Raw genomic sequence first — 21161 nt, forward strand, 5'->3', positions numbered from 1 at the left:
GCTGAGCGGGACCGTTCCCGGCGCCGCCGGGCCGGTCGTCCGGCGCGCTGGGCGGTGCGGCCCCGGAGCGGCCCGGTGCGGCCCCCGTGGCCGTACCGGACCTTCCTGTCGTGCCTTGTCGTGCCGGGATCCTGCCGCCGTACGAGCCGCTTCCGGCCGGTTCGCCCATTGGGGGCTCAGACGTCGTCGCCGGGCGGGTCGGGCAGCCGCCAGCCGGAGATGACCAGCGGAAGCACGAAGTGCGTCAGGCCCAGGGCGAGTGCCAGGGCGAAGAACGCGTCTCCCGGCATGGAGTAGTCGCGGCCCTGCGTCATGCCCAGCGCGATGGCCGTGACGAAGACGGCGACCAGGATGCCCATCGTGACCCGGTGGGCGATGGCGACGGCCCGCAGGCGCTCGCCTATCTGGCGCTCGTCCAGGTCGCGCTCGGACAGCTCGACGACGCCACGAGTCGCGACGTTGAGAAGCGAGACGGCGGGAAAGTAGATGACCATGCTGAGCGCCAGGAGCGTGAAGTCGGACAGGTCGGCGCCGTCACTCGGCGCGCCGGCCCAGGAGACGGCGACGTCCGCCCACAGGAGCGTCAGCGCGAGGACCACCGCCGAGGCGATCAGCCGCCTGCGGCCCAGGGTGGCGTACCAGCCGGGCAGGTAGTCGCGCTGCATGACCTCCACGCGGGTCTGGCGCCAGCTTTCCTTCCATGTGCTCATCGAATACCTCCGAAGGAGACCCCGGCTTTCCGGCCGGGGAGGGGGTCAATCGGCCTGGCCGCTGCCGAGCCGGGGGAACGGTTTGAGGGAGAACACGACTTCCAGCGGCACTTCGAAGTGCTCGGCGATCCGCATGGCGAGGAACAGGCTGGGGCTGTACTCGCCGCGTTCCAGATAGCCGATCGTCTGGTAGTGGACTCCCAGCGCGGCGGCCAGGTCCTTGCGCGAGATGCCGCGCTCGGCCCTCAGCACCGAGATCCGGTTGTAGACGTCTTCCGCTGACATTCCGGCGACCCTCCTGACTCAGGGGAGCCGCGCGGCCGGTGGCGGGGACGGGGTGCGGATACGTGATGCAGTACTCATGTGAATGAATGTAGTACATCTACTACATATGAATCAACACCTACAACGAACAGAGGTACAGCTACGGCAGGCGTATTCCTCGTGAAGTCCCTCGTGGATGCCCCGTGAGCAGGCCGGTCGGAGCGGAGAAGCCGGTCGGGCCGGAGGGGTGTGAGCGGGGCCGATCGGGCCGGAGGAGCCGACCGGGCGCGGGAGTTCGGGGCCGGGAAAAGGGCCGGGCCGCCCGGCCGGTTCGCGGTGGCGCGTCCGGCCGGGCGGCCCGATCGGACGCGCCGGTGCCTCAGGGGAGGCGGCTGAAGCTCGGAGGAGACTGTTCCTTCGAATTACCGGGGGAGGCCGTTTCGCCGAGCCTGAGGGGAAGGCTGATCCGCCGGAAGGGGGCCTTGGGGCGCCGGGCTCAGCCCTCCTGCTTCCACAGGGGCTCGGGAACCTCGAAGCCGACGTCCTGGCCCCACCGGTTGCGGTAGCTCACCTCGTGCGCCGGGCGGCGGGGCGCGACGCCCCAGCGCCCGGTGGGATAGCCGAAGGTGACCGTGCAGGCCAGGGTCCAGCCCTTGCCCTCGGGCACGCCGAGCACCCGCAGCGTCTTCTCGGCGTGGAAGATGCCGAGCACGCTGGTCAGCGCGCTGCCCACCCCGTGGGCGCGGGCGGCCAGCTGCGCGCTCCACACCGAGGGGAAGATCGAGCCGCCGGACGGGTCGTTGCGGACGAACGCGAACAGCAGCAGCGGATAGCCCTCGAAGTGGTCGGCCAGGTGTTTGGCCGACTTCAGGACGTTGAGCGTCCGCGTGTCGCCCTCGGCCTCCGCCTTCTCGCGCATCGGCCGGTAGTGGCCCTCGAAGAGCCGCCCGAGCGCGTCCCGGTACAGAGGGCCGAGCCGCTCCTTCACCGCGAGGTCGTCGACCAGCAGGAAGCGCCAGCTCTGCACGTTGCCGCCGCTGGGCGCGCGGACCGCGGCGTCCAGGATGCTCCGCTGGACCTCCTCGGGGATCGGGTCCGGCTTGACCCTGCGCATCGCCCTGGTCGTGTAGAGGGCCTCGAAAACGTCCATTCCCGCCGGCCCGCCCGCTGCCCCGGCGGCCCCGGTGTCCTCGGTGCCCGCCGGTCCGTCCTCGGTGCTCATGTCCCGCGTGCCCTCCATGCCTGCCGTGCCCTCCGTGTCTGCCGTGTCTGCCGTGTCTGCCGTGTCTTCCACGCCGGCCGTGCCCTCCGTCGCCTTCGTGCTCGCGGGACCGTCGCCCGTCGCCCCCCTGCCCGCCTCGCCGCCCATCAGGCCAGCACCCCGGCCTCGCGCAGCCGCGTCGCGGTCTCGTCGGGCAGCCCCCAGGAGGACAGGTCCGCCAGCCGGGTGGCGGGGGAGAGGTCCTGCTCGGGCACGCCGAGCAGGCGCGGCGCGGGCGCGGGCTGCCTGACCCCGCCCACCTCGACGAACATGCCCCTGGCCTTGTTGTGCGGGTGGTCCGCGGCCTCGCCCCCCTCCAGCACGGGGGAGACGCAGGCGTCCGTGCCGTCGAACACCGCCTCCCACTCGGCGCGGGTCCTGGACCTGAACGCCTCGGCCAGCCGCTCGCGGAGCGCGGGCCACTGCGACCTGTCGTCGCGGTCGGGCAGGTCCTCCAGGCCCATCAGGGTGACCATCTCGGTCCAGAACTGGGGTTCCAGCGCCCCGACGGCCACGTACCGGCCGTCGGCGGTCTCGTAGGTGTCGTACATCGGCGCGCCGGTGTCGAGCAGGTTCGTGCCGCGCGGGCCCCAGCCGCCGGTCTGCACGCCGTGGTGGAACATCGCGAACAGCGTCGCCGCGCCGTCCACCATGGCGGCGTCGATCACCCGGCCCTCGCCGGTCCGCTCCCGCTCGATCAGCGCCAGCAGCACGCCGTACGCGAGCATGAGGCCACCCCCGGCGAAGTCGCCGAGGATGTTGATCGGCGGGGTGGGAGGCTCGCCCGCGCGGCCCAGCATCGACAGCACGCCGGAGACGGCGATGTAGTCGATGTCGTGCCCGGCGGTCGTGGCGAGCGGGCCGTCCTGGCCCCAGCCGGTCATCCGCCCGTAGATCAGGCGCGGGTTGACCGCGTGCAGGTCGGCCGGGCCGATGCCGAGGCGCTCGGCGACGCCCGGCCGGAAGACCTCGACGACCACGTCGGCGTGGCGGGCCAGCTCCTTGAACGCGGCCACCCCCTCGGGGGACTTCAGATCCAGGCCGACCGTCCGTTTGCCCCGGTCCATCACGTCGGGGCGCGGCCTGTCCCCGGCCCTGGCGACGACGCTCGCGCGCTCGACGCGCAGCACCTCGGCCCCGTGGTCGGCCAGCATCATCCCGGCGAAGGGCCCGGGGGCCAGCCCCGCCAGTTCGAGCACGCGGACTCCGGCCAGCGGGCCCTTCCTGGTCACGTGCTCCATCGGCATTCTCCTCGGGTGCGTTCGGGGTCTCGTCGGTACGGCGTACCCGGGCGATCGCCTGGTTGCGAGCACTGCCGTCCTCCCGCCCAAGTAGAACAACATTCGGCTTTCTATGGCAAGACACATCGCGAGGAGCCGCGTGGCGCCCGCGCGCGTATGGGAAACTTGCGCCCTCTCCGAATGGGACCTAGGGGTTTTGCGATGACATATCCGCACAGTGAACGGGTGGTCGCTGGGCGCTATCGACTGCTGCGGGAACTCGGCAGGGGTGGGATGGGCGTCGTGTGGGAGGGCTACGACATCCTCCTCAACCGCTCGGTCGCCGTGAAGGAAGTGCTCCTACCGCCCAACCTCTCCCCGGCCGAGCACCAGGTCCAGCTGACCCGCACCTCTCGCGAGGCCAGGACGGCGGCCAGGCTCAACCACCGCGGCATTGTGGCGATCTACGACGTGGCGGAGCAGGACGGCCGCCCCTGGATCGTGATGGAGCTGGTCAGGGCCCGCGGGCTGGACGAGGTCGGCCTGCTGCCGGTGCGCCAGGTCGCCGACATCGGCCGCCAGGTCCTGTCGGCCCTGCGCGCGGCCCACGAGGCCGGGATCCTGCACCGCGACGTCAAGCCGAGCAACATCCTGCTGGACGCCGAGGGCCGCGCCGTGCTCTCCGACTTCGGCATCGCCGTCATCGAGGGCGACACCTCGCTCACCCAGACGGGCATGGTGACGGGCTCGCCGAGCTTCCTGCCGCCCGAGCGCGCCACCGGGGTCGACGCCGGCCCCTGGTCCGACCTGTGGGCACTCGGCGCCACCCTCTACGCGGCCCTGGTCGGCCAGGGGCCCTTCGAGCGCCGCGACGCCATCTCCACCCTCGGCGCGCTCCTCACCGAGGAGCCCGACTTCGGCGTGGTGCCCCTGGAGATGCGAGCGGTGCTCACCGGCATGCTCCAGCGGGAACCCGCCCACCGGCTGACCGCGCAGCAGGCCGACGCCATGCTGGCGGAGGTCATCGACGACCCGTCGGCCGCGGCCCGCCGTACCGGGGAGACCGCCGTCCGCCAGGGGCGAGGCACCGGGAGCCACCGTACGGGAGGGGCCCCGAGCCGTACCGAGGAGAACTTCAGCCACATCGGCAAGACCTCCCACCGCACCGGGGAGCGGGAAAGGCACGAGACCAGGAATTCGGCCGCGCCCGGCCGCCGCCGCGGCGGAGGGCGGCTCCCGCTGATCGTGGGGGCCGTCGTCCTGCTGGCGGCCGGGGGCGCCGCGGCGGCCGTGGCGATGTCGCAACCCGACCAGCGGCCGGTGGCGCGCTCCGCGCCCACCGTCGCGGAGGCCACGCCGGAGCCGGTGGAGGAGACCGAGCCGGCGACCGCCACCCCCACCCCGACCCCCACCCCCACGCCCACCAGGACCAGGACGGCCGCGCCCGCCGGAGGGCTGAAGACGTGGCGGGCCCGGCCTCCGGAGAACTGGTCGATCAGATACCCGGCCGGATGGAACGGCGACTGGGCGGCCGAGACGGGCTACACCCAGTGGCTGCGCCGCGACGGGGCCGCCCACCTGTCGGTGGAGCCGCTGGAGGGAGGCCTCGAGGGCCTGGACTCGCTCCAGGCGACCGTCAGGGAGAACGTGGCCCAGTGGAGCGACATCCACTCCGAGGACACGGCCAAGATCCCCCTCGCCTACGGCGCCGGGCTCCAGTGGGAGTTCACCTGGACCATGAAGGACAGCGGAGGAGCCCCCTGGGCCACCGCCGGGGTGACCTACCGCGAGATGCGGCGGTTCATCGAGGTGGGCGACTCGGTCATGGTGCTCAGCTGGACCACCCACGACACCGACTGGGTGGCCCAGCAGGCTCTCATGACCCGCGTGTTCGACAGCTTCCACCCCCGAGGAGGCGAGTGACATGAACCAAAGGCGCTCGGACCGCGTGCCCGGCGGTCCTCCCCCCGTGGAGGCGAGCGGTCTTCACCGCGTGGAGGCGAACAGCACGCCCTGGAAGGTGCTCGCGCTGCCGCCCCTCCCCGAGGAGGCGGTGCGCAACCTGCTCGGCTCGCTCGGCGACCGGGTCGCCGTGTCGGTTCCCGCGGCCCGCGACCGGGAGTCGCTGCTCGCCGCCCTCGGCGACGCCGAGATCGTGGTCGGCGACTGGAGCGGCGGGCTCGCCCTGGACGCCGAGGCCGTCCGGGCCGCGCCGGGCCTGGCGTTCGTACAGCAGCCCTCCGTGGGGGTGGACGGCCACGATCTCGCCGCGCTCGCCGAGGCGGGCGTGCCGCTGGCCAACACCGCGGGGGTGAGCGCGATCGGGGTGGCCGAGTGGTGCCTCGCCGCCGCGCTCGCGCTGTCGCGGCGGCTGCTCGACGCCGACGCCGCGGTCCGCGCGGGACGCTGGCCGCAGCTGGACCTCGGACCCGCCGAGCTGTACGGCTCGCGCGTCGGCATCGTCGGGTTCGGCCCGATCGGCGAGGCCGCCGCCCGGATGTTCGCCGCCCACGGATGCGAGGTCTCCTACTGGACCCGCACGCCGCGCGAGGTGCCCTACACCTACCGGGAGATCGGCGATCTCGTCGCGAGCTCCCACGTGCTCGTCCTGGTCATCCCGCTGACGGAGGAGACCAGAAGGCTGATCGACCCGTCCCTGATGCCCGCGGGCTCGCTGCTCGTCAACGCGGCGAGGGGGCAGGTGGTCGACTCGGCGGCGCTGCTTTCCGCCCTGGAGTCGGGGCACCTGGGCGGCGCCGCGCTCGACGTCTTCGACACCGAGCCGCTGCCGCAGGACGACCCGCTGCGCGGCAGTCCGAGGGTCCTGCTCTCGCCGCACGTGGCCGGGGTGACCCCTCAGTCGACCGGTCGCCTGATCCGGTGCGTGCTGGACAACCTGGAGGCGGCGATCGAGGGCCGGCCTGTGGCCAACGTGGTCAACGGGGTTGATGCGGTGGTCGGCCGAAGATCGTAAGAAGGACGGTCGTAGAGTTTTCCCGTGTTTAACGCGCCCTGCCTGGCTCCGGAGACATCCGAGTTATAACGTGCCTAGGGGCGATCTTTCCAACGAGGTCATGGGGGTGATCACCGTGCGGCAGATGACGGGGATGTCTGCGCACCGGCAAGCGGTGGAGCAGATCAGGGAGTCCTACGCCGCCATCCCGGGAGGCGCGGTGCCCCGGCTCTCCAAGGCCACCACCAACCTGTTCCGGTTCAGGGACGGCGCCCGGTCGGCGAAGCTGTCGGCCAGGGACCTGGACCAGGTCATCGAGGTCGACCCGGTGACGATGACCGCCGAGGTCCAGGGGATGACGACCTACGAGAACCTGGTGGACGCCACGCTCGCCCACGGGTTCATGCCGTACGTCGTGCCGCAGCTGAAGACGATCACGCTGGGCGGGGCGGTGACGGGGCTCGGCATCGAGTCCACCAGCTTCAGGGAGGGGCTGCCGCACGAGTCGGTGGAGGAGATGGAGATCCTCACCGGCGACGGCAGGATCGTGGTGGCCCGTGACGACAACGAGCACCGGGACCTGTTCCGGGCGTTCCCCAACTCCTACGGCACGCTCGGCTACGCCCTCCGGATCCGGATCAAGCTCAAGCCCGTCCAGCCGTACGTCAGGTTGACCCACATCCCGTTCGGTGACGCCGACAAGTGCATGCTCGCGATGCGCGAGATCTGCGAGCGCGGCGAGTACGAGGGCGAGCGCGTCGACTTCGTGGACGGCACGTTCTTCGGCCCCGGGGAGCTCTACATCACGGTGGGCCGCTTCGCCGAGCGGGCCCCCTACCTCTCCGACTACACCGGGATGCGCATCTACTACCGGTCGATCCAGACCAGGACCCGCGACTGGCTGACCGTCCGCGACTACCTGTGGCGCTGGGACACCGACTGGTTCTGGTGCTCGCGCGCCTTCGGCGTGCAGACCGCGCTGGTGCGGTCCCTGATGCCGCGCAAGTGGATGCGCTCGGACGTCTACCGCAGGCTGGTCGGCCTCGACCGCAAGTACGGGGTGATCGCCAGGGTCGACCGCTGGCGCGACCTGCCCGTGCAGGAGTCGGTCATCCAGGACATCGAGGTGCCTGTCGAGCGCGGTGCCGAGTTCCTGGAGTTCTTCCACGACAAGGTCGGGATGGCGCCGGTCTGGATGTGCCCGCTGAGGTCCACCGGCGAGTGGCCGCTCTACCCGCTGGAGCCGGGACGGCTCTACGTCAACTTCGGCTTCTGGGGAACGGTCCCACTTCCCAGGGGGCAGTTCGACGGTTACCACAACCGTCTGATCGAGAACCGGGTCCACGAGCTGGAGGGGCATAAATCGCTGTACTCCACTTCGTTCTACCCGGAGGATGAATTCTGGCGGTTTTATAACGGAACCGCCTACTGGCCGGTCAAGCGGGCATACGACGGGGGTGGCCGGTTGCTCGACCTCTACGACAAGTGTGTTCGGGGGCGTTAAGAGAGGCTGATTCTGTGTTGCTCGCAGAGATCTTCGAGAAGGTCATGGGGCCCGAGGCGGACGTGCGCTTCGTCGCCTACGACGGAAGCAAGGCCGGACCGGCCGGCGCCGACATCAGTGTCGAGGTGAAGACCCCGGCGGCCGTCGCGTACCTGGCGCAGGCCCCCGGAGAGCTGGGTCTGGCCAGGGCGTACGTGTCCGGCCACCTCGACGTCGACGGGGACATGTACACCCTGCTGTCGCGCATGTGGTCGCTCACCGTCAACGACATCCCGGTCGGGCAGAAGCTCGCGGCCATCCGAGCCCTCGGGGTACGCCCGCTGCTGACGCGGATGCCGCCGCCTCCGCAGGAGGTGCGGCGCAGCATGCTCGCCCGGATGGGCAGCAGGCACGCCAAGCAGCGCGACGCCGAGGCCATCCACCACCACTACGACGTCTCCAACAAGTTCTACTCGTGGGTGCTCGGCCCCTCCATGGCCTACACCTGCGCGGTCTTCCCCGAGCAGGACTCCACGCTGGAGGAGGCGCAGCTCGCCAAGTTCGAGCTCGTCGCCCGCAAGCTGGACCTCAAGCCCGGCATGAGGCTGCTGGACGTCGGCTGCGGCTGGGGCGGCATGGTCATCCACGCCGCCCGCGAGTACGGCGTGAAGGCGCTGGGGGTCACCCTCTCGCGCCAGCAGGCCGAGTGGGCGCAGAAGGCCATCGCGGAGGCCGGTCTCGGCGAGCTCGCCGAGGTCCGCCACATGGACTACCGCGACGTGCCGGAGACCGGCTTCGACGCCGTCAGCTCGATCGGCCTGACCGAGCACATCGGCAAGGAGCAGCTGCCCTTCTACTTCCGCTTCCTGTACGACAAGCTCGTCCCCGGCGGGCGGCTGCTCAACCACTGCATCACTCGCCCCACGGGCACGGAGAAGACCCTCAACGCCGGCGGCTTCATCAACCGCTACGTCTTCCCCGACGGGGAGCTGGAGTCGGTCGGTTACCTGGCCCGCCAGATCGAGGACACCGGATTCGAGATCCGCCACGAGGAGAACCTGCGCGAGCACTACGCGCAGACCCTCCGCTTCTGGTGCGCCAACCTCGACGCCCACTGGGACGAGGCGGTCAAGGAGGTCGGCGAGGGCACGGCGCGGGTCTGGCGCCTCTACATGGCGGCCTGCGTGGTCGGCTTCGAACGTAACAAGATCCAGCTCCACCAGGTCCTCGGGGTGAAGCTCAACGCCGACGGCACGGCCGGTTTCCCGCTCCGCCCCTCGCTCGACTGGCCCTGACACCCGGGACACGCGCACGCGGGGAGCCCCCGCGCGGGAGACGCTCGTACGGGATGTTCCTCTACGAGAATCCGCGCGGGCGCTCACGCGAACGCGTTCCCCCCGGACCGTACGGCGGCCCCTGCCGCGGACACCTCGGGGCCGGGTTCCCCGCGGCGTGTCGCGCCGCCCGGAACCCGGCCCCGCCGCCGTGGCCTCATCGGCCGGGCGGATACGGGCCCCTCAGCGGAGCTCGCGCTTGAGGATCTTCCCGGTCGCGGTCATCGGAAGCGTGTCGCGGAACTCGACGATCCGCGGATACTTGTACCCCGCCATGTTCTCCCTGCCCCAGGCGATCAGCTCGTCCTCGGTGACCGTCGCGCCGGGGGTGCGGATGACGTACGCCTTGACCTCCTCGCCGTGCGAGTCGTGGGCGACCCCGACCACCGCCGCGAGGGAGACCTCGGGGTGGGTGATCAAAACCTCCTCGAGCTCGCGCGGGTAGACGTTGAAGCCACCCCGGATGATCATGTCCTTGGCCCGGTCGATGATGGAGTAGTAGCCGTCGGCGTCGCGGGTGGCGATGTCGCCGGTGCGGAACCAGCCGTTCCGCATGACCTCGGCGGTCGCCTCGGGCCGGTTGTAATAGCCCTTCATCACGTTGTGCCCGCGGATCGCGATCTCGCCGGGACCCTCGCCCTCGATCGTCTTCCAGTCGTTGTCGATCAGCTTCATCTCCACGCCCCAGATCGGCGTGCCGATCGTGCCGGGCTTGGTGGGCCTGCCGAGCTGGTTGAAGCTGGCCACCGGGGAGGTCTCCGACAGGCCGTACCCCTCCAGGATGCCGATCCCGAAGGTCTTCTCGAAGTCCTTGAGCACCTCGACGGGGGAGGAGGCGCCCCCGGCGGCCGCGATCCTGAGAGAGGTGGGCACCTCGTCGCCGTCGGCGTGGATCTTCGTCAGCATGGCCCAGTACATGGTCGGCACGCCCGCGAACAGCGTGATGTTCTCGGCGCGCATCAGCTCCAGGGCCGGGCCCGGCTCGAAGCGCGGCAGGAGCACGACGGTCGCCCGGCGCCGGAACCCGGCGTTCATGACGACGGTCTGGCCGAAGGAGTGGAACAGCGGCAGCACCGCCAGGTAGGCGTCGCCGCCCTCGGTGCGGGGGAACATCTCGTCGGAGACCATGGCGTTGAGCAGCATGTTCTGGTGGCTGAGCTCGGCACCCTTGGGCTGGCCCGTGGTGCCGCTGGTGTAGAGGATCACCGCGGTGTCGTCGGGCGAGGTCTGCACGGTCTCGAACTCGCCGGACACGCCGTCCAGCGCCGCCCACAGCGTCTCCCCGTACTCGGACTCGGTGGCGAACGCGGTGGCGGGCAGCACGAAGAAGTGTTCGGCGGAGGACCCCTCGAAGCCGGCCCTGCCCCGCTCGCCCAGTGGCAGCTCGGCAGTGCCCTCGAAGCAGAACAACGCCTTGGCCTGGGAGTCCTCCAGGTGGTAGGTGATCTCCCTGGACTGCAGCAACACGTTGAGCGGCACGACCGTGGCGCCGGCCTTGAGGATCCCGTAGTAGACGAACGGGAAGTAGGGCAGGTTGGGGCAGGCCAGCGCCACCTTGTCGCCCTTGCCGATCCCGCGGGAGACCAGCAGGTTGGCAACCTGGTTCGCGACGGTGTTGACCAGGGAGTACGGCAGCCGCAGGTCACCGAAGACCAGTGCGGTGCGGTCGGGGGCCTCCCTGGCGCTGTCCTCCAGTGCGATCGACAGGTTGAGCATCGTACGTCCTCCTCCGAGCAAGCTCTGACCCGCTCATACTGGCAGCCCGAGATACCGACCGGTAGGTAACACGATGACAAATTGACGGGCAAACCGTGGGGGAGTAAGCAGATAAGAGCGCGCTTACGGGGAGGCGAGCTGGCCGACTGTGCGATGAAAGGTCAGTGAGCGTGGAGTACGACTACGTCATCGTGGGCGCGGGGTCAGCGGGATGCGTGCTGGCCAACCGTCTTTCCGCCGACCCCGGCACGAGGGTCGCCCTCATCGAGGCGGGCGGTTCCGACCGGAAGCTGGAGGTCCGGATGCCGGCCGGCTTCTCCAAGCTGTTCAAGACCGAGCGCGACTGGGACTTCACCACCGCCAAGCAGCCCGAGCTGTCCGGCAGGGAGCTCTACTGGCCGCGCGGCCGGATGCTCGGCGGGTCCTCCTCGATGAACGCCCAGATGTGGGTGCGCGGGCACCGCGCCGACTACGACGGATGGAACGTGCCGGGCTGGTCCTACGAGGAGGTCCTCCCGTACTTCCGCAGGGTCGAGCGCCGCGCCGGCTCCAACCGCGGCGGCGTGTACGGCACGGAGGGCCCGATCCACATCTCGGAGCTGCGCTCCCCGAACCCCGCCACCGCGCTCTTCCTGCGGGCCTGCGAGGAGCTGGGCATCGCCCGCCTGGAGGAGCTGAACGGCCCCTCCAACGAGGGCTGCTCGCCGACACCCGTCACCCAGCGCAGGGGCCGTCGCTGGAGCTCCGCGGACGCCTACCTCGCACCCGCGGCCAGGCGGCCCAACCTCACCGTGCTCACCTCCTCGCGCGTACGCCGGGTGCTCGTCGAGGACGGGCGCGCGACCGGGGTGGAGTACGGCGGCGACGGCGGCGACGGCGACGTCGGCGGCGGTGACGGCACTGTGGTGGCGCGGGCGCGCGGGGAAGTCATCCTGTCGGCCGGGGCGATCGGCTCACCGCACCTGCTGATGCTGTCGGGGGTCGGCCCGGCGGACGAGCTGCGGTCCGCGGGTGTCGAGCCGGTCCACGAGCTGCCCGGGGTCGGCGCCAACCTCCAGGACCACCTCGCGTCGGGCGTCTTCCTGCACTGCCTCAAGCCGATCACCCTCGCCGGCGCCGAGTCGACCGCCAACCTGCTCCGCTTCCTGGCCGGCGGCCGGGGCATGCTCACCTCCAACATCGGCGAGGCCGTGGCGTTCATCCGCACCTCAGAGGAGGAGCCCGCCCCCGACATCGAGCTGATCTTCGCTCCCGGCTCCTTCGTCAACCATGGCCTCACCCCGCCGCCCGGCCACGGCCTGACCATCGCCTCGATCCTGCTCCGGCCGGAGAGCCGCGGCCGCCTCTCGCTGGACGGCCGGGACGTCGTGATCGACCCCGGCTACCTGACGGCGGAGGCCGACGTCCGGCGGCAGGTCGCCGGGCTGCGGAAGGCGAGGGAGCTGTTCACCACCGAGGCGCTCCGGCCGCTCGCGGGGCCGCCGATGGACCCGTACTGGGACCCGAGGACCGAGGAGGAGCTCGTCCGCTGGATCCGCGAGCGCAGCGAGACCCTCTACCATCCGGTCGGCACCTGCCGGATGGGCGACGATCCCGGGTCGGTGGTGGACCCCGCACTGCGGGTCCGGGGGATCGCCGGCCTGCGGGTGGCCGACGCCTCGGTCATGCCGCTCATCACCCGGGGACACACCCACGCGCCCACCGTCATGATCGCCGAAAGGGCCGCCGACCTCATCGCCGCAGGCCGCTGACGGCCGGGCCGTCGGCCACCGGGCCATCGGGCCATCGGATCGCGTGATCGCGTGATCGCGTGATCGCGTGATCGCGTGATCGCGTGATCGCGAGGTCGGGAGACCGCCGTGGCCGCCAAGGCCATGTGACCGCCGAGGGGCCGCGTGGACGGATCAGCTCGGCCAGGTCGTGGTCTTCCTTTCGCGGGGTTTCAGGGAGGAGCATGTTCCCAGGCCGGGCGCCTCCCGCATCGGGAGCGCTCCGGGAAGGTCGACGATCTCGTTCCGAGCTGGTTGAGCCGAGGGTCCTGTGGCAGGATCCATGAAACAGAATGCGGTTCTAGTGGAGGCTGGCGTGACGGTTTCACTCGCGGACATCGATCTGTCGGACATCTCCTTCTGGGAGCGGCCGATGGCCGAGCGGGAGGCCGCCTTCGCGGTGCTCCGCGCGCAGCCGGGCCCCATCCTGTTCGCCGAGCCCGAGATCCCCTTCGCCCCGCCCGGCCCCGGCTACTACGCCCTGGTGCGGCACGCGGACCTCATCGAGGCCAGCCGCCACCCCGACGTCTTCTCCTCGGGCCGGGGGGCGACGTCCATCCAGGACCTCGGCCCCGAGTTCGGCGAGTACTTCGGTTCGATGATCAATATGGACGATCCCCGGCACGCGCGGCTGCGCAGGATCGTGTCCCGGGCGTTCACCCCGAAGATGATCAAGCAGTTCGAGGCCGACGTCGACGCCGCGGCCGTGCGGATCGTGGACGATCTGATCGCGAAGGGGCCCGGCTGTGACTTCGTGACCGAGGTGGCCGCCAAGCTGCCCCTGAAGATCATCTGCGACATGATGGGCATCGGTCCCGAGCACTACCAGGCGGTCTTCGACGCTACGAGCATCATCTTGTCGGGCGGCGATCCCGAGTTCATCGCCGACGTCAGCCGTGCGGCCGAGTTGCTCCTCGGCGCGGGGCAGGGACTTCAGAGCCTCGTCATCTCCCTGGCCGCCGAGGAGGGAGACAACCTCATCACCGCCCTGACCAGCGCCAACATCGACGGTGAGAAGCTGACGATGCAGGAGCTCGGCTCGTTCTTCATCCTGCTGGTGGTGGCGGGCAACGAGACCACCCGCAACGCCATCTCCCACGGCCTGCGCCTGTTCACCGAGCATCCCGGCCAGCGGGAGCTGCTGCTGCAGGACCTCGACGGGCGCCTGCCCGGTGCCGTCGAGGAGATCGTCCGCCTCGCCTCGCCCGTCGCCTGGATGCGCCGCAGCCTCACCCGCGACCACGAGATGAACGGCCACCTCTACCGCGCGGGGGAGAAGGTCCTGCTGTACTACTGGGCCGCCAACCGCGACGAGAGCGTCTTCACCGACCCGTACCGCTTCGACATCCGGCGTACCGAGGGGCCGCACGTCGGCTTCGGTGGCCCGGGGCCGCACTTCTGCCTGGGCGCCCACCTCGCCCGCCGAGAGATCACCGTGATGTTCCGCGAGTTGTTCACCCGCCTGCCCGGAATCCGTTCCGTGGGGGAGCCCGACCGTCTGCGTTCCAGCTTCATCAACGGCATCAAGCACCTTGACTGCGACTTCTGAGGACGGCGTCGAGCATCTCGACCGCGACTTCCGTGCGCCGCCCGGGGACATCGCGTTGACGCGAGCGTTTGCTTCCCCGAATTCCGGGAGTCGCCGAGGGGCTCGCATTGACGCAAGCGTTTGCTTTCCCAAAGGATGGGCGCCATGAGCGTGACGCCAGCCGAGCGGAAGCCGATCGTCTCCGCCGGCGACTTCGATCTGTCGGACCACGACTTCTGGTCCAGGCCCATGCCGGAGCGGGAGCACGCCTTCCGGCTCCTGAGGGAGCTGGAGCGTCCCGTTTTCTACCAGGAGATGGAGAACCCGCTGATCCCGCGAGGGCCCGGCTACCACGCGCTGGTCAAGCACGCCGACATCCTGGAGGCCAGCCGCACTCCCGAGGTGTTCTGCTCGGGAGACGGCGGGGCCACCAACATCCTCGACATGCCCGCCGAGTTCGCCGAGTACTTCGGTTCGATGATCAATATGGACGATCCCCGGCACGCGCGGCTGCGCAGGATCGTGTCCCGGGCGTTCACCCCGAAGATGATCAAGCAGTTCGAGGCCGACGTCGACGCCGCGGCCGTGCGGATCGTGGACGATCTGATCGCGAAGGGGCCCGGCTGTGACTTCGTGACCGAGGTGGCCGCCAAGCTGCCCCTGAAGATCATCTGCGACATGATGGGGATACCGGAGACGGACTACCGCGCTGTCTTCGACAGATCCAACATCATCCTCGGAGGGTTCGACCCCGAGTACGTCGGCCTCGACATGAACACCGTCGCGGAGAGGCTGCTGACCGCAGGGATGGAGCTCCAGCAGCTCGTCCAGGACCTCGCCGCGCACCGGGCGGAACATCCCACGGCCGACCTCACCTCGTCGCTGGTCAACGCCAACATCGACGGTGAGAAGCTGACGATGCAGGAGCTCGGCTCGTTCTTCATCCTGCTGGTGGTGGCGGGCAACGAGACCACCCGCAACGCCATCTCCCACGGCCTGCGCCTGTTCACCGAGCATCCCGGCCAGCGGGAGCTGCTGCTGCAGGACCTCGACGGGCGCCTGCCCGGTGCCGTCGAGGAGATCGTCCGCCTCGCCTCACCGGTCAACTACATGCGCAGAAAGGTCACCCGCGACCACGAGATGAACGGCCACCTCTACCGCGCGGGGGAGAAGGTCGTGTTCTACTACTGGGCCGCCAACCGCGACGAGAGCGTCTTCGCCGACCCGCTCCGCTTCGACATCACCCGCAGTCCCAACCCCCATATCGGCTTCGGCGGCCCGGGACCGCACTTCTGCCTGGGCGCCCACCTCGCCCGCCGAGAGATCACCGTCATGTTCCGCGAGTTGCTCCGTCGCGTCCCGCGGATCGAGGGAGGCGCTCCCGAACGGCTCCACTCCAGCTTCATCAACGGGATCAAGCGGATGGAGTGCACCTTCTAAGCCGTTCGCGGCTTTCGGGAACTCCTACGGGGTGGTCACTGCCCCGCCGTGCGGATCGACTTGAAGACGGTGTTGATGTCGGGGAGCAATTCCTTCCTGCTGTCCGGCACCGACATGTAGACGATCGAGGGCAGGTCGGCGCCGGTGCTCACCGCCGCCACGACCATGGTCGTCTTCGAGTCGCCCGAGGTGATCTCGTACGCCGCGAGCTGGCCGGGCAGGCCGTTCACCGACAGGGTCTGCTGGGCGGTCTTGCGGGCGGTGTTGCCCTCGGGGAAGAACTTGTTGCGCCCGCTGGAGGCCACCGCGTTGATCACCGGTGCGAGGTTCTCCGGTGAGGTGTACTTGCTCTTCAGGCGCGGGGAGAGCGGGCCCGACATCAGCTGCGCGAACTGGGTCTTGCCCGTGGAGTCCGTACCCGCCGGGAGATACTGGCGGGTCGTGAAGCCGTAGGAGGCGGGCATGCCGGGACGCTGGTCCTGCCGCCAGGGGGCGCCGAGCTGCGGCAGGGTGATCCCCGCCTGCTGGTCGGTGAGCGTGCCCGCCACCGGCGACGCCTCACCGGTGAAGCGCGGCAGGCGGCCGATGGCGGCGGGCTTGGCCGGTTTCTTGGTGGCCGCCGCGGAGGGCTTGGGGTCGGAGGGGATCTCCTCGCCGCCGGCCAGCGGCCCGGCCAGGAACGCCCAGAGCACCGCGCCGAGCAGCGCGATGACCACGGACCCGGCCAGCGCGAAGATCCAGACTGGCCGTCCCCGCTCCCCGAGCTCGTCCTCGTCCTCGATGGCCTGGTAGTTGTCGCCGAAGACCGTGTTCCACAGCTCCTGTTGGCGCTCGGGCGGAGGTGTCTTCGGGCCGCTGATCTGGCCCGCGGTGACGAACGGCTTGTTCGGGTCGGAGGGGTCGCGGCTCAGGTGATGGCCGGGCTGGCCCGGATGCCCAGGCTGGCCGGGGTGACCGCCATGTCCGGGCTGGCCCGGCTGGCCCGGGTGGCCGGGCTGGGGCTGGGACGGCCCGGGGCCGGCTCCGGGGTGAACGGGGGCCTGGGGGGCGGGTGCGCCGGAGGCCGCCGCGTTCGCGGCCTGGGCCCACATGGCGGGGGTGTCCGGCACGCCGTAGCTGCGCCGCGCGTTCCCGGTGCCGTCGCCGTTCGGGGCGCCGTTCGGGGCGCCGGCCTCAGGTGAGGCGCCCCCAAAGGGGGGACCACCGGGGGCGACGCCGGAAGGGCCGCCCTGGGCGTTTCCCTGAGCGGTGCCGGGATGGCCGTTCCCGAACGGAACGGCCGGAGCGTCGGTGCCCGCCCAGGAGACGGGGAACGCCGAGGTCTGCGCCTCGGCGGGACCCGCGTTCCCCGAGGAGGGGACCGGAGGCCACGCGCCACCGCCCGCCGGGGCCGCGGGTGGCCAGGGGGCGTTCTCCGCCGGCGCAGGTGAGGACGGCCACCCACCGTTCTCCGTCGGCTGTGCCGGAGGCCAGGCGGGGGCGTCGGTTCCTGGCGCGGTGGCCTGCCACGTCTCGCCCGCCGGTGCACCGGAACCCTGGCGGCGCGCGTCCCCCTGCGGGCTGGTCGCCTGTGCCCAGCCGTCCCCCTGCGGGCTGGTCGCCTGTGCCCAGCCGTTGTTCTGCGGGCTGGTCGCCTGTGCCCAGCCGTCGGCCTGCGGGCTCTGCGTACGGCCGTCGTTGGTCGGTACGCCGGCCTGCGCCCAGCCGTTGGAAGAGCCGGTCTGGAGGGCGGAGGTGGGCTGGGCGTTGCGGTCCTGTGGCGGCGTGGACTGCGGCCATCCGTTGTTCGGGGAGGACGGGTGGCCGTCGCCGTCGGCCTGCGGACCCGAGGCCTGCGCCCAGCCGTCCTGCGCGGAGGTGGATTGCGGCCATCCGTTGCCGGGGGAGGTCTGGTGCGAGCCGTCGGCGCCCTGCGGGCCGGAGGCCTGCGCCCAGCCGTCACCTTGAGCGTTTGATCCCTGCGTGCCTGATCCCTGCGGACCGGAGGCCTGAGACCAGCCGTCACCCTGGGGGGCGGTCGCCTGCGCCCAGCCGTCGTTGCGCGGGCTGAAAGCCTCCGACCAGCTGTCGCTCCGGGGGTTCGACGCCTGTGCCCAGCCGTTGTCCTGGGGGCTGGTCGCCTGTGCCCAGCCGTCGGCCTGCGGGCGCTGTGTGCGGCCGTCGTCGTGGGGCGGGGGGCTCTGAGGCCGGCCGCCGGGAGAATCCGCCGGGGAGGCGGCGGGACGCTGCCCCTCGCCGCCGGGTGAGGTCTGCCACGAGGAGCCGTTGCCGCCCTGTGACTCGTCCTGCGGGCGAGGGAGCCGAGGGCCGGTACCGAGGGGGTCGTTCGTCCACGGGGGCGACGGCTCGGCAGCCTCCGGCCATGCCGAAGGCAGGTGGGACTGGCTGGACTGCTCCGAGGCCATGCTTTCCTTACCTCCCGCGCGGGTGCCCGAATTAGGCGTATTGGGCATGGTCTCACGTGAGACGGGGGGGCTCGCAGGGAAACCGGAGAACGCCCCCCTGAACTGGAGTCCGGTGGGGTCGGTCGGTGGATCCTGCATCGGCAGGCCGACCTCCATCGGATCCGGGCCCTGCCCCGGCTCTGCTGAATGTGCCACGGTTAGAAGAGTAAACGTGAGAGACATACGAGGTCACAACAGGCGCATAGCCATCGGGTCTCGTTGACCCGCGAGTACGGGAACCCCATTCTGCCGACCTGGCCGGATCCTGTCCCCCGCTTGCCGCGATCGGCCCTGTTTTCCCTGGCCATGAATACGCCTTGCGGGCTGCGATAGTCTTGGTCTATGCGTGCCGCGACCCTGCTTATCGGGCCGCATCGGCTTTCCCGTCCCTGAGTGCCCTGCCGATGCGGCTGCCCTCCGCGTGAGCGGGGGGTTTTTGCATTGGGCCGGACGGGTCAGACCATCCACGCAGACACACCCCGAGGAAACCGACGTGAGCGAGCGAGCCGACATGCAGAGCGACGAGCAGCACTATGACCCGCAGGCCCTGCAGGTCAAGTGGCAGCGCAGGTGGGAGGAACTGGACCCCTTCCGGGCCTCCGACGACCCCGCCGACCCGCGTGAGCGGCGCTACATGCTCGACATGTTCTCCTACCCCTCGGGCGACCTGCACATGGGACACGCCGAGGTGTTCGCCCTGGGCGACGTCATCTCCCGCTACTGGGTCCAGCGCGGCTACAACGTGCTGCACCCCGTCGGCTGGGACTCCTTCGGCCTGCCCGCCGAGAACGCCGCGATCAAGCACGACGCGCACCCGGCGGAGTGGACCTACGCCAACATCGAGACCCAGGCCAACTCCTACCGGCGCTACGCGATCTCCTTCGACTGGTCCCGCCGCCTGCACACCAGCGACACCTCGTACTACAAGTGGACTCAGTGGCTGTTCAACCGCTTCTTCGAGCGCGGCCTGGCCTACCGCAAGGGCGGCCTGGTCAACTGGTGCCCGAACGACCAGACCGTGCTGGCCAACGAGCAGGTCAAGGACGGCAAGTGCGAGCGCTGCGGCGCCGAGGTCGTCCGCCGCGAGCTGACCCAGTGGTATTTCAAGATCACTGATTACGCCGACCGGCTGCTGGACGACATGGCCCTGCTGGAGGGCGGCTGGTCCGAGCGGGTGCTGACCATGCAGCGCAACTGGATCGGCCGGTCCGAGGGCGCCGACGTCAACTTCGTGATCGAGGGCCGCGACGAGCCGGTCACCGTCTACACCACCCGTCCCGACACCCTGTACGGCGCCACCTTCTTCGTGGTCGCCCCGGACGCGCCGCTGGCCGAGGAGATCGTCACCGACGACCGGCGCGAGGCGTTCGAGGCCTACCGGGTCGAGGTCTCCAAGCTGTCCGACATCGACCGGCTGTCCACGGAGAAGGAGAAGACCGGCGTCTTCCTGGGCCGGTACGCCATCAACCCGGTCAACGGCGAGCGCATGCCGGTCTGGGCGGCCGACTACGTGCTGTCCGACTACGGCCACGGCGCCATCATGGCCGTGCCCGCGCACGACCAGCGCGACCTGGACTTCGCCCGCGCCTTCGACCTGCCGGTACGGGTGGTCGTGCACACCGGCCTGGCCGATCCGGGCGAGACCGGCGTCGCCACCTCCGGTGACGGCGCGATGGTCAACTCCGGCCCGCTGGACGGCCTGGCCAAGACCGAGGCGATCCGGAAGATCATTGAGGTGCTGAGCGAGCGGGGCACCGGACGGTTCACGGTCAACTTCCGGCTGCGCGACTGGCTGCTGTCCCGCCAGCGCTTCTGGGGCTGCCCGATCCCGATCATCCACTGCGCCGACTGCGGCGAGGTCCCCGTCCCCGACGACCAGTTGCCCGTCACCCTGCCCGACATGCGCGGCGAGGCCCTGGCACCCAAGGGCGTCTCGCCGCTGGCCTCGGCCGAGGACTGGGTGAACGTCTCCTGTCCCAAGTGCGGCGGCCCGGCCAAGCGCGACACCGACACGATGGACACCTTCGTCGACTCCTCGTGGTACTTCCTGCGCTACGTCGACCCGGCGTACGAGGACGGCCCGTTCGACGTCGAGCGCGTCCGCAGGTGGGGGCCGATCGACCAGTACATCGGCGGCGTCGAGCACGCCGTGCTGCACCTGCTGTACGCCAGGTTCTTCACCAAGGTCCTGCACGACATGGGGATGATCGACTTTGTCGAGCCCTTCACCCGCCTGCTGAACCAGGGGCAGGTCATCAACCAGGGCAAGGCGATGTCCAAGTCGCTGGGCAACGGCGTCGACCTGGGCCAGCAGATCGACGCCTACGGTGTCGACGCGGTCAGGCTGACCGTCGTCTTCGCCGGACCGCCCGAGGAGGACATCGACTGGGCCGACGTCTCCCCGGCGGCGTCGCAGAAGTTCCTGGCCCGCGCGTTCCGGGTGATGGCCGAGGCCGGCGCGGCCTCGGCGCCCGGGGTGGACGTCACCGCCGGAGACCTGAACCTGCGCAAGGTCGTCCACCACACCATCGACGAGGTCACCAAGCTGGTCGACTCCCACCGCTTCAACGTCGCGGTGGCCCGCATGATGGAGCTGACGAGCGCGGCCCGCAAGGCCATCGACTCCGGGCCCGGCGCCGCCGACCCTGCGGTCAGGGAGGCCGCCGAGACCCTGGCGGTCATGCTGTCCCTGGTCGCGCCGTACGCGGCGGAGGAGGGCTGGGAGCGGCTGGGACACTCCGCCTCGGTCGCCACCGCTGGCTGGCCGGTCGCCGACCCGGCACTGCTGGTCCAGGAGTCGGTCACCTGCGTCGTCCAGGTCGCGGGCAAGGTGCGCGACCGGCTGGAGGTCTCCCCGGAGATCTCCGAGGCGGACCTGGAGGCGCTGGCCCTGGCGTCGGAGAAGGTCCGGTCCTTCCTGCCCGGAGCGCCGCGAAAGGTGATCGTCCGCGCGCCCAAGCTGGTCAACATCGTTCCCTAGACGGCCGGGGAAGCTCTGAGAACGCCGGAGGGGTGGTGTCCCGACATCGGGACACCACC

General features: G+C 70.6%; 14 protein-coding genes. 8 read left to right on the top strand and 6 right to left on the bottom strand.

Annotated elements, in window-relative coordinates; translation table 11 throughout:
* Positions 1-176: 176 nt before the first annotated feature.
* From ACTOQ2_RS22620 to ACTOQ2_RS22635, 4 genes are all read right to left on the bottom strand, one after another.
* Entirely contained in the window at positions 177-710 is a 534-nt protein-coding gene (locus ACTOQ2_RS22620; protein WP_440101931.1) for a hypothetical protein, read from the bottom strand.
* A 45-nt stretch (positions 711-755) separates the two neighbouring features.
* A complete protein-coding gene (locus tag ACTOQ2_RS22625; RefSeq protein WP_440101932.1) occupies positions 756-995 on the bottom strand; it encodes a helix-turn-helix transcriptional regulator in 240 nt (79 codons plus the stop codon).
* Positions 996-1470: 475 nt separating this feature from the next.
* A complete protein-coding gene (locus ACTOQ2_RS22630) occupies positions 1471-2196 on the bottom strand; it encodes a nitroreductase family protein (RefSeq protein WP_440101933.1) in 726 nt (241 codons plus the stop codon).
* Between the two features lie 146 nt (positions 2197-2342).
* A complete protein-coding gene (locus ACTOQ2_RS22635) occupies positions 2343-3476 on the bottom strand; it encodes a CaiB/BaiF CoA transferase family protein (protein WP_440064717.1) in 1134 nt (377 codons plus the stop codon).
* Between the two features lie 225 nt (positions 3477-3701).
* Between ACTOQ2_RS22635 and ACTOQ2_RS22640 the strand changes: the two genes are divergently transcribed.
* From ACTOQ2_RS22640 to ACTOQ2_RS22655, 4 genes are all read left to right on the top strand, one after another.
* Positions 3702-5378: a serine/threonine-protein kinase gene (locus ACTOQ2_RS22640; protein WP_440101934.1), complete on the top strand. Its 1677-nt coding sequence runs from the start codon at positions 3702-3704 to the stop codon at positions 5376-5378.
* A gap of 1 nt (position 5379) precedes the next feature.
* A complete protein-coding gene (locus tag ACTOQ2_RS22645; RefSeq protein ID WP_440101936.1) occupies positions 5380-6429 on the top strand; it encodes an NAD(P)-dependent oxidoreductase in 1050 nt (349 codons plus the stop codon).
* 133 nt (positions 6430-6562) lie between these two features.
* Positions 6563-7912, top strand: coding sequence for an FAD-binding oxidoreductase (locus ACTOQ2_RS22650; RefSeq protein ID WP_440064788.1), 1350 nt, complete (start codon positions 6563-6565; stop codon positions 7910-7912).
* Positions 7913-7926: 14 nt separating this feature from the next.
* On the top strand, positions 7927-9186 hold the full coding sequence (locus tag ACTOQ2_RS22655) for a class I SAM-dependent methyltransferase (protein WP_440101937.1): 1260 nt from the start codon (positions 7927-7929) through the stop codon (positions 9184-9186).
* A gap of 222 nt (positions 9187-9408) precedes the next feature.
* On the opposite strand, the gene ACTOQ2_RS22660 is transcribed toward ACTOQ2_RS22655, so the two are convergent.
* Positions 9409-10941, bottom strand: coding sequence for a long-chain-fatty-acid--CoA ligase (locus ACTOQ2_RS22660; RefSeq protein WP_440101939.1), 1533 nt, complete (start codon positions 10939-10941; stop codon positions 9409-9411).
* Positions 10942-11111: 170 nt separating this feature from the next.
* Here ACTOQ2_RS22660 and ACTOQ2_RS22665 point away from each other — a divergent pair, with 170 nt between their 5' ends.
* From ACTOQ2_RS22665 to ACTOQ2_RS22675, 3 genes are all read left to right on the top strand, one after another.
* Complete coding sequence (locus ACTOQ2_RS22665; RefSeq protein WP_440102085.1) at positions 11112-12692, top strand: GMC family oxidoreductase; 1581 nt, start codon at positions 11112-11114, stop codon at positions 12690-12692.
* Positions 12693-12993: 301 nt separating this feature from the next.
* Positions 12994-14259: a cytochrome P450 gene (locus ACTOQ2_RS22670; RefSeq protein ID WP_440101941.1), complete on the top strand. Its 1266-nt coding sequence runs from the start codon at positions 12994-12996 to the stop codon at positions 14257-14259.
* A 144-nt stretch (positions 14260-14403) separates the two neighbouring features.
* Entirely contained in the window at positions 14404-15678 is a 1275-nt protein-coding gene (locus ACTOQ2_RS22675) for a cytochrome P450 (RefSeq protein WP_440101943.1), read from the top strand.
* Positions 15679-15713: 35 nt separating this feature from the next.
* Here the strand turns inward: ACTOQ2_RS22675 and ACTOQ2_RS22680 are convergent, their stop codons facing one another.
* Positions 15714-18083, bottom strand: coding sequence for a hypothetical protein (locus ACTOQ2_RS22680; protein ID WP_440101945.1), 2370 nt, complete (start codon positions 18081-18083; stop codon positions 15714-15716).
* A gap of 550 nt (positions 18084-18633) precedes the next feature.
* Here ACTOQ2_RS22680 and leuS point away from each other — a divergent pair.
* Entirely contained in the window at positions 18634-21102 is a 2469-nt protein-coding gene (gene leuS, locus ACTOQ2_RS22685) for a leucine--tRNA ligase (protein WP_440102087.1), read from the top strand.
* Positions 21103-21161: the final 59 nt, after the last annotated feature.

The organism is Streptosporangium sp. H16 (genome assembly GCF_051918855.1).
Taxonomy (GTDB): Bacteria; Actinomycetota; Actinomycetes; order Streptosporangiales; family Streptosporangiaceae; genus Streptosporangium.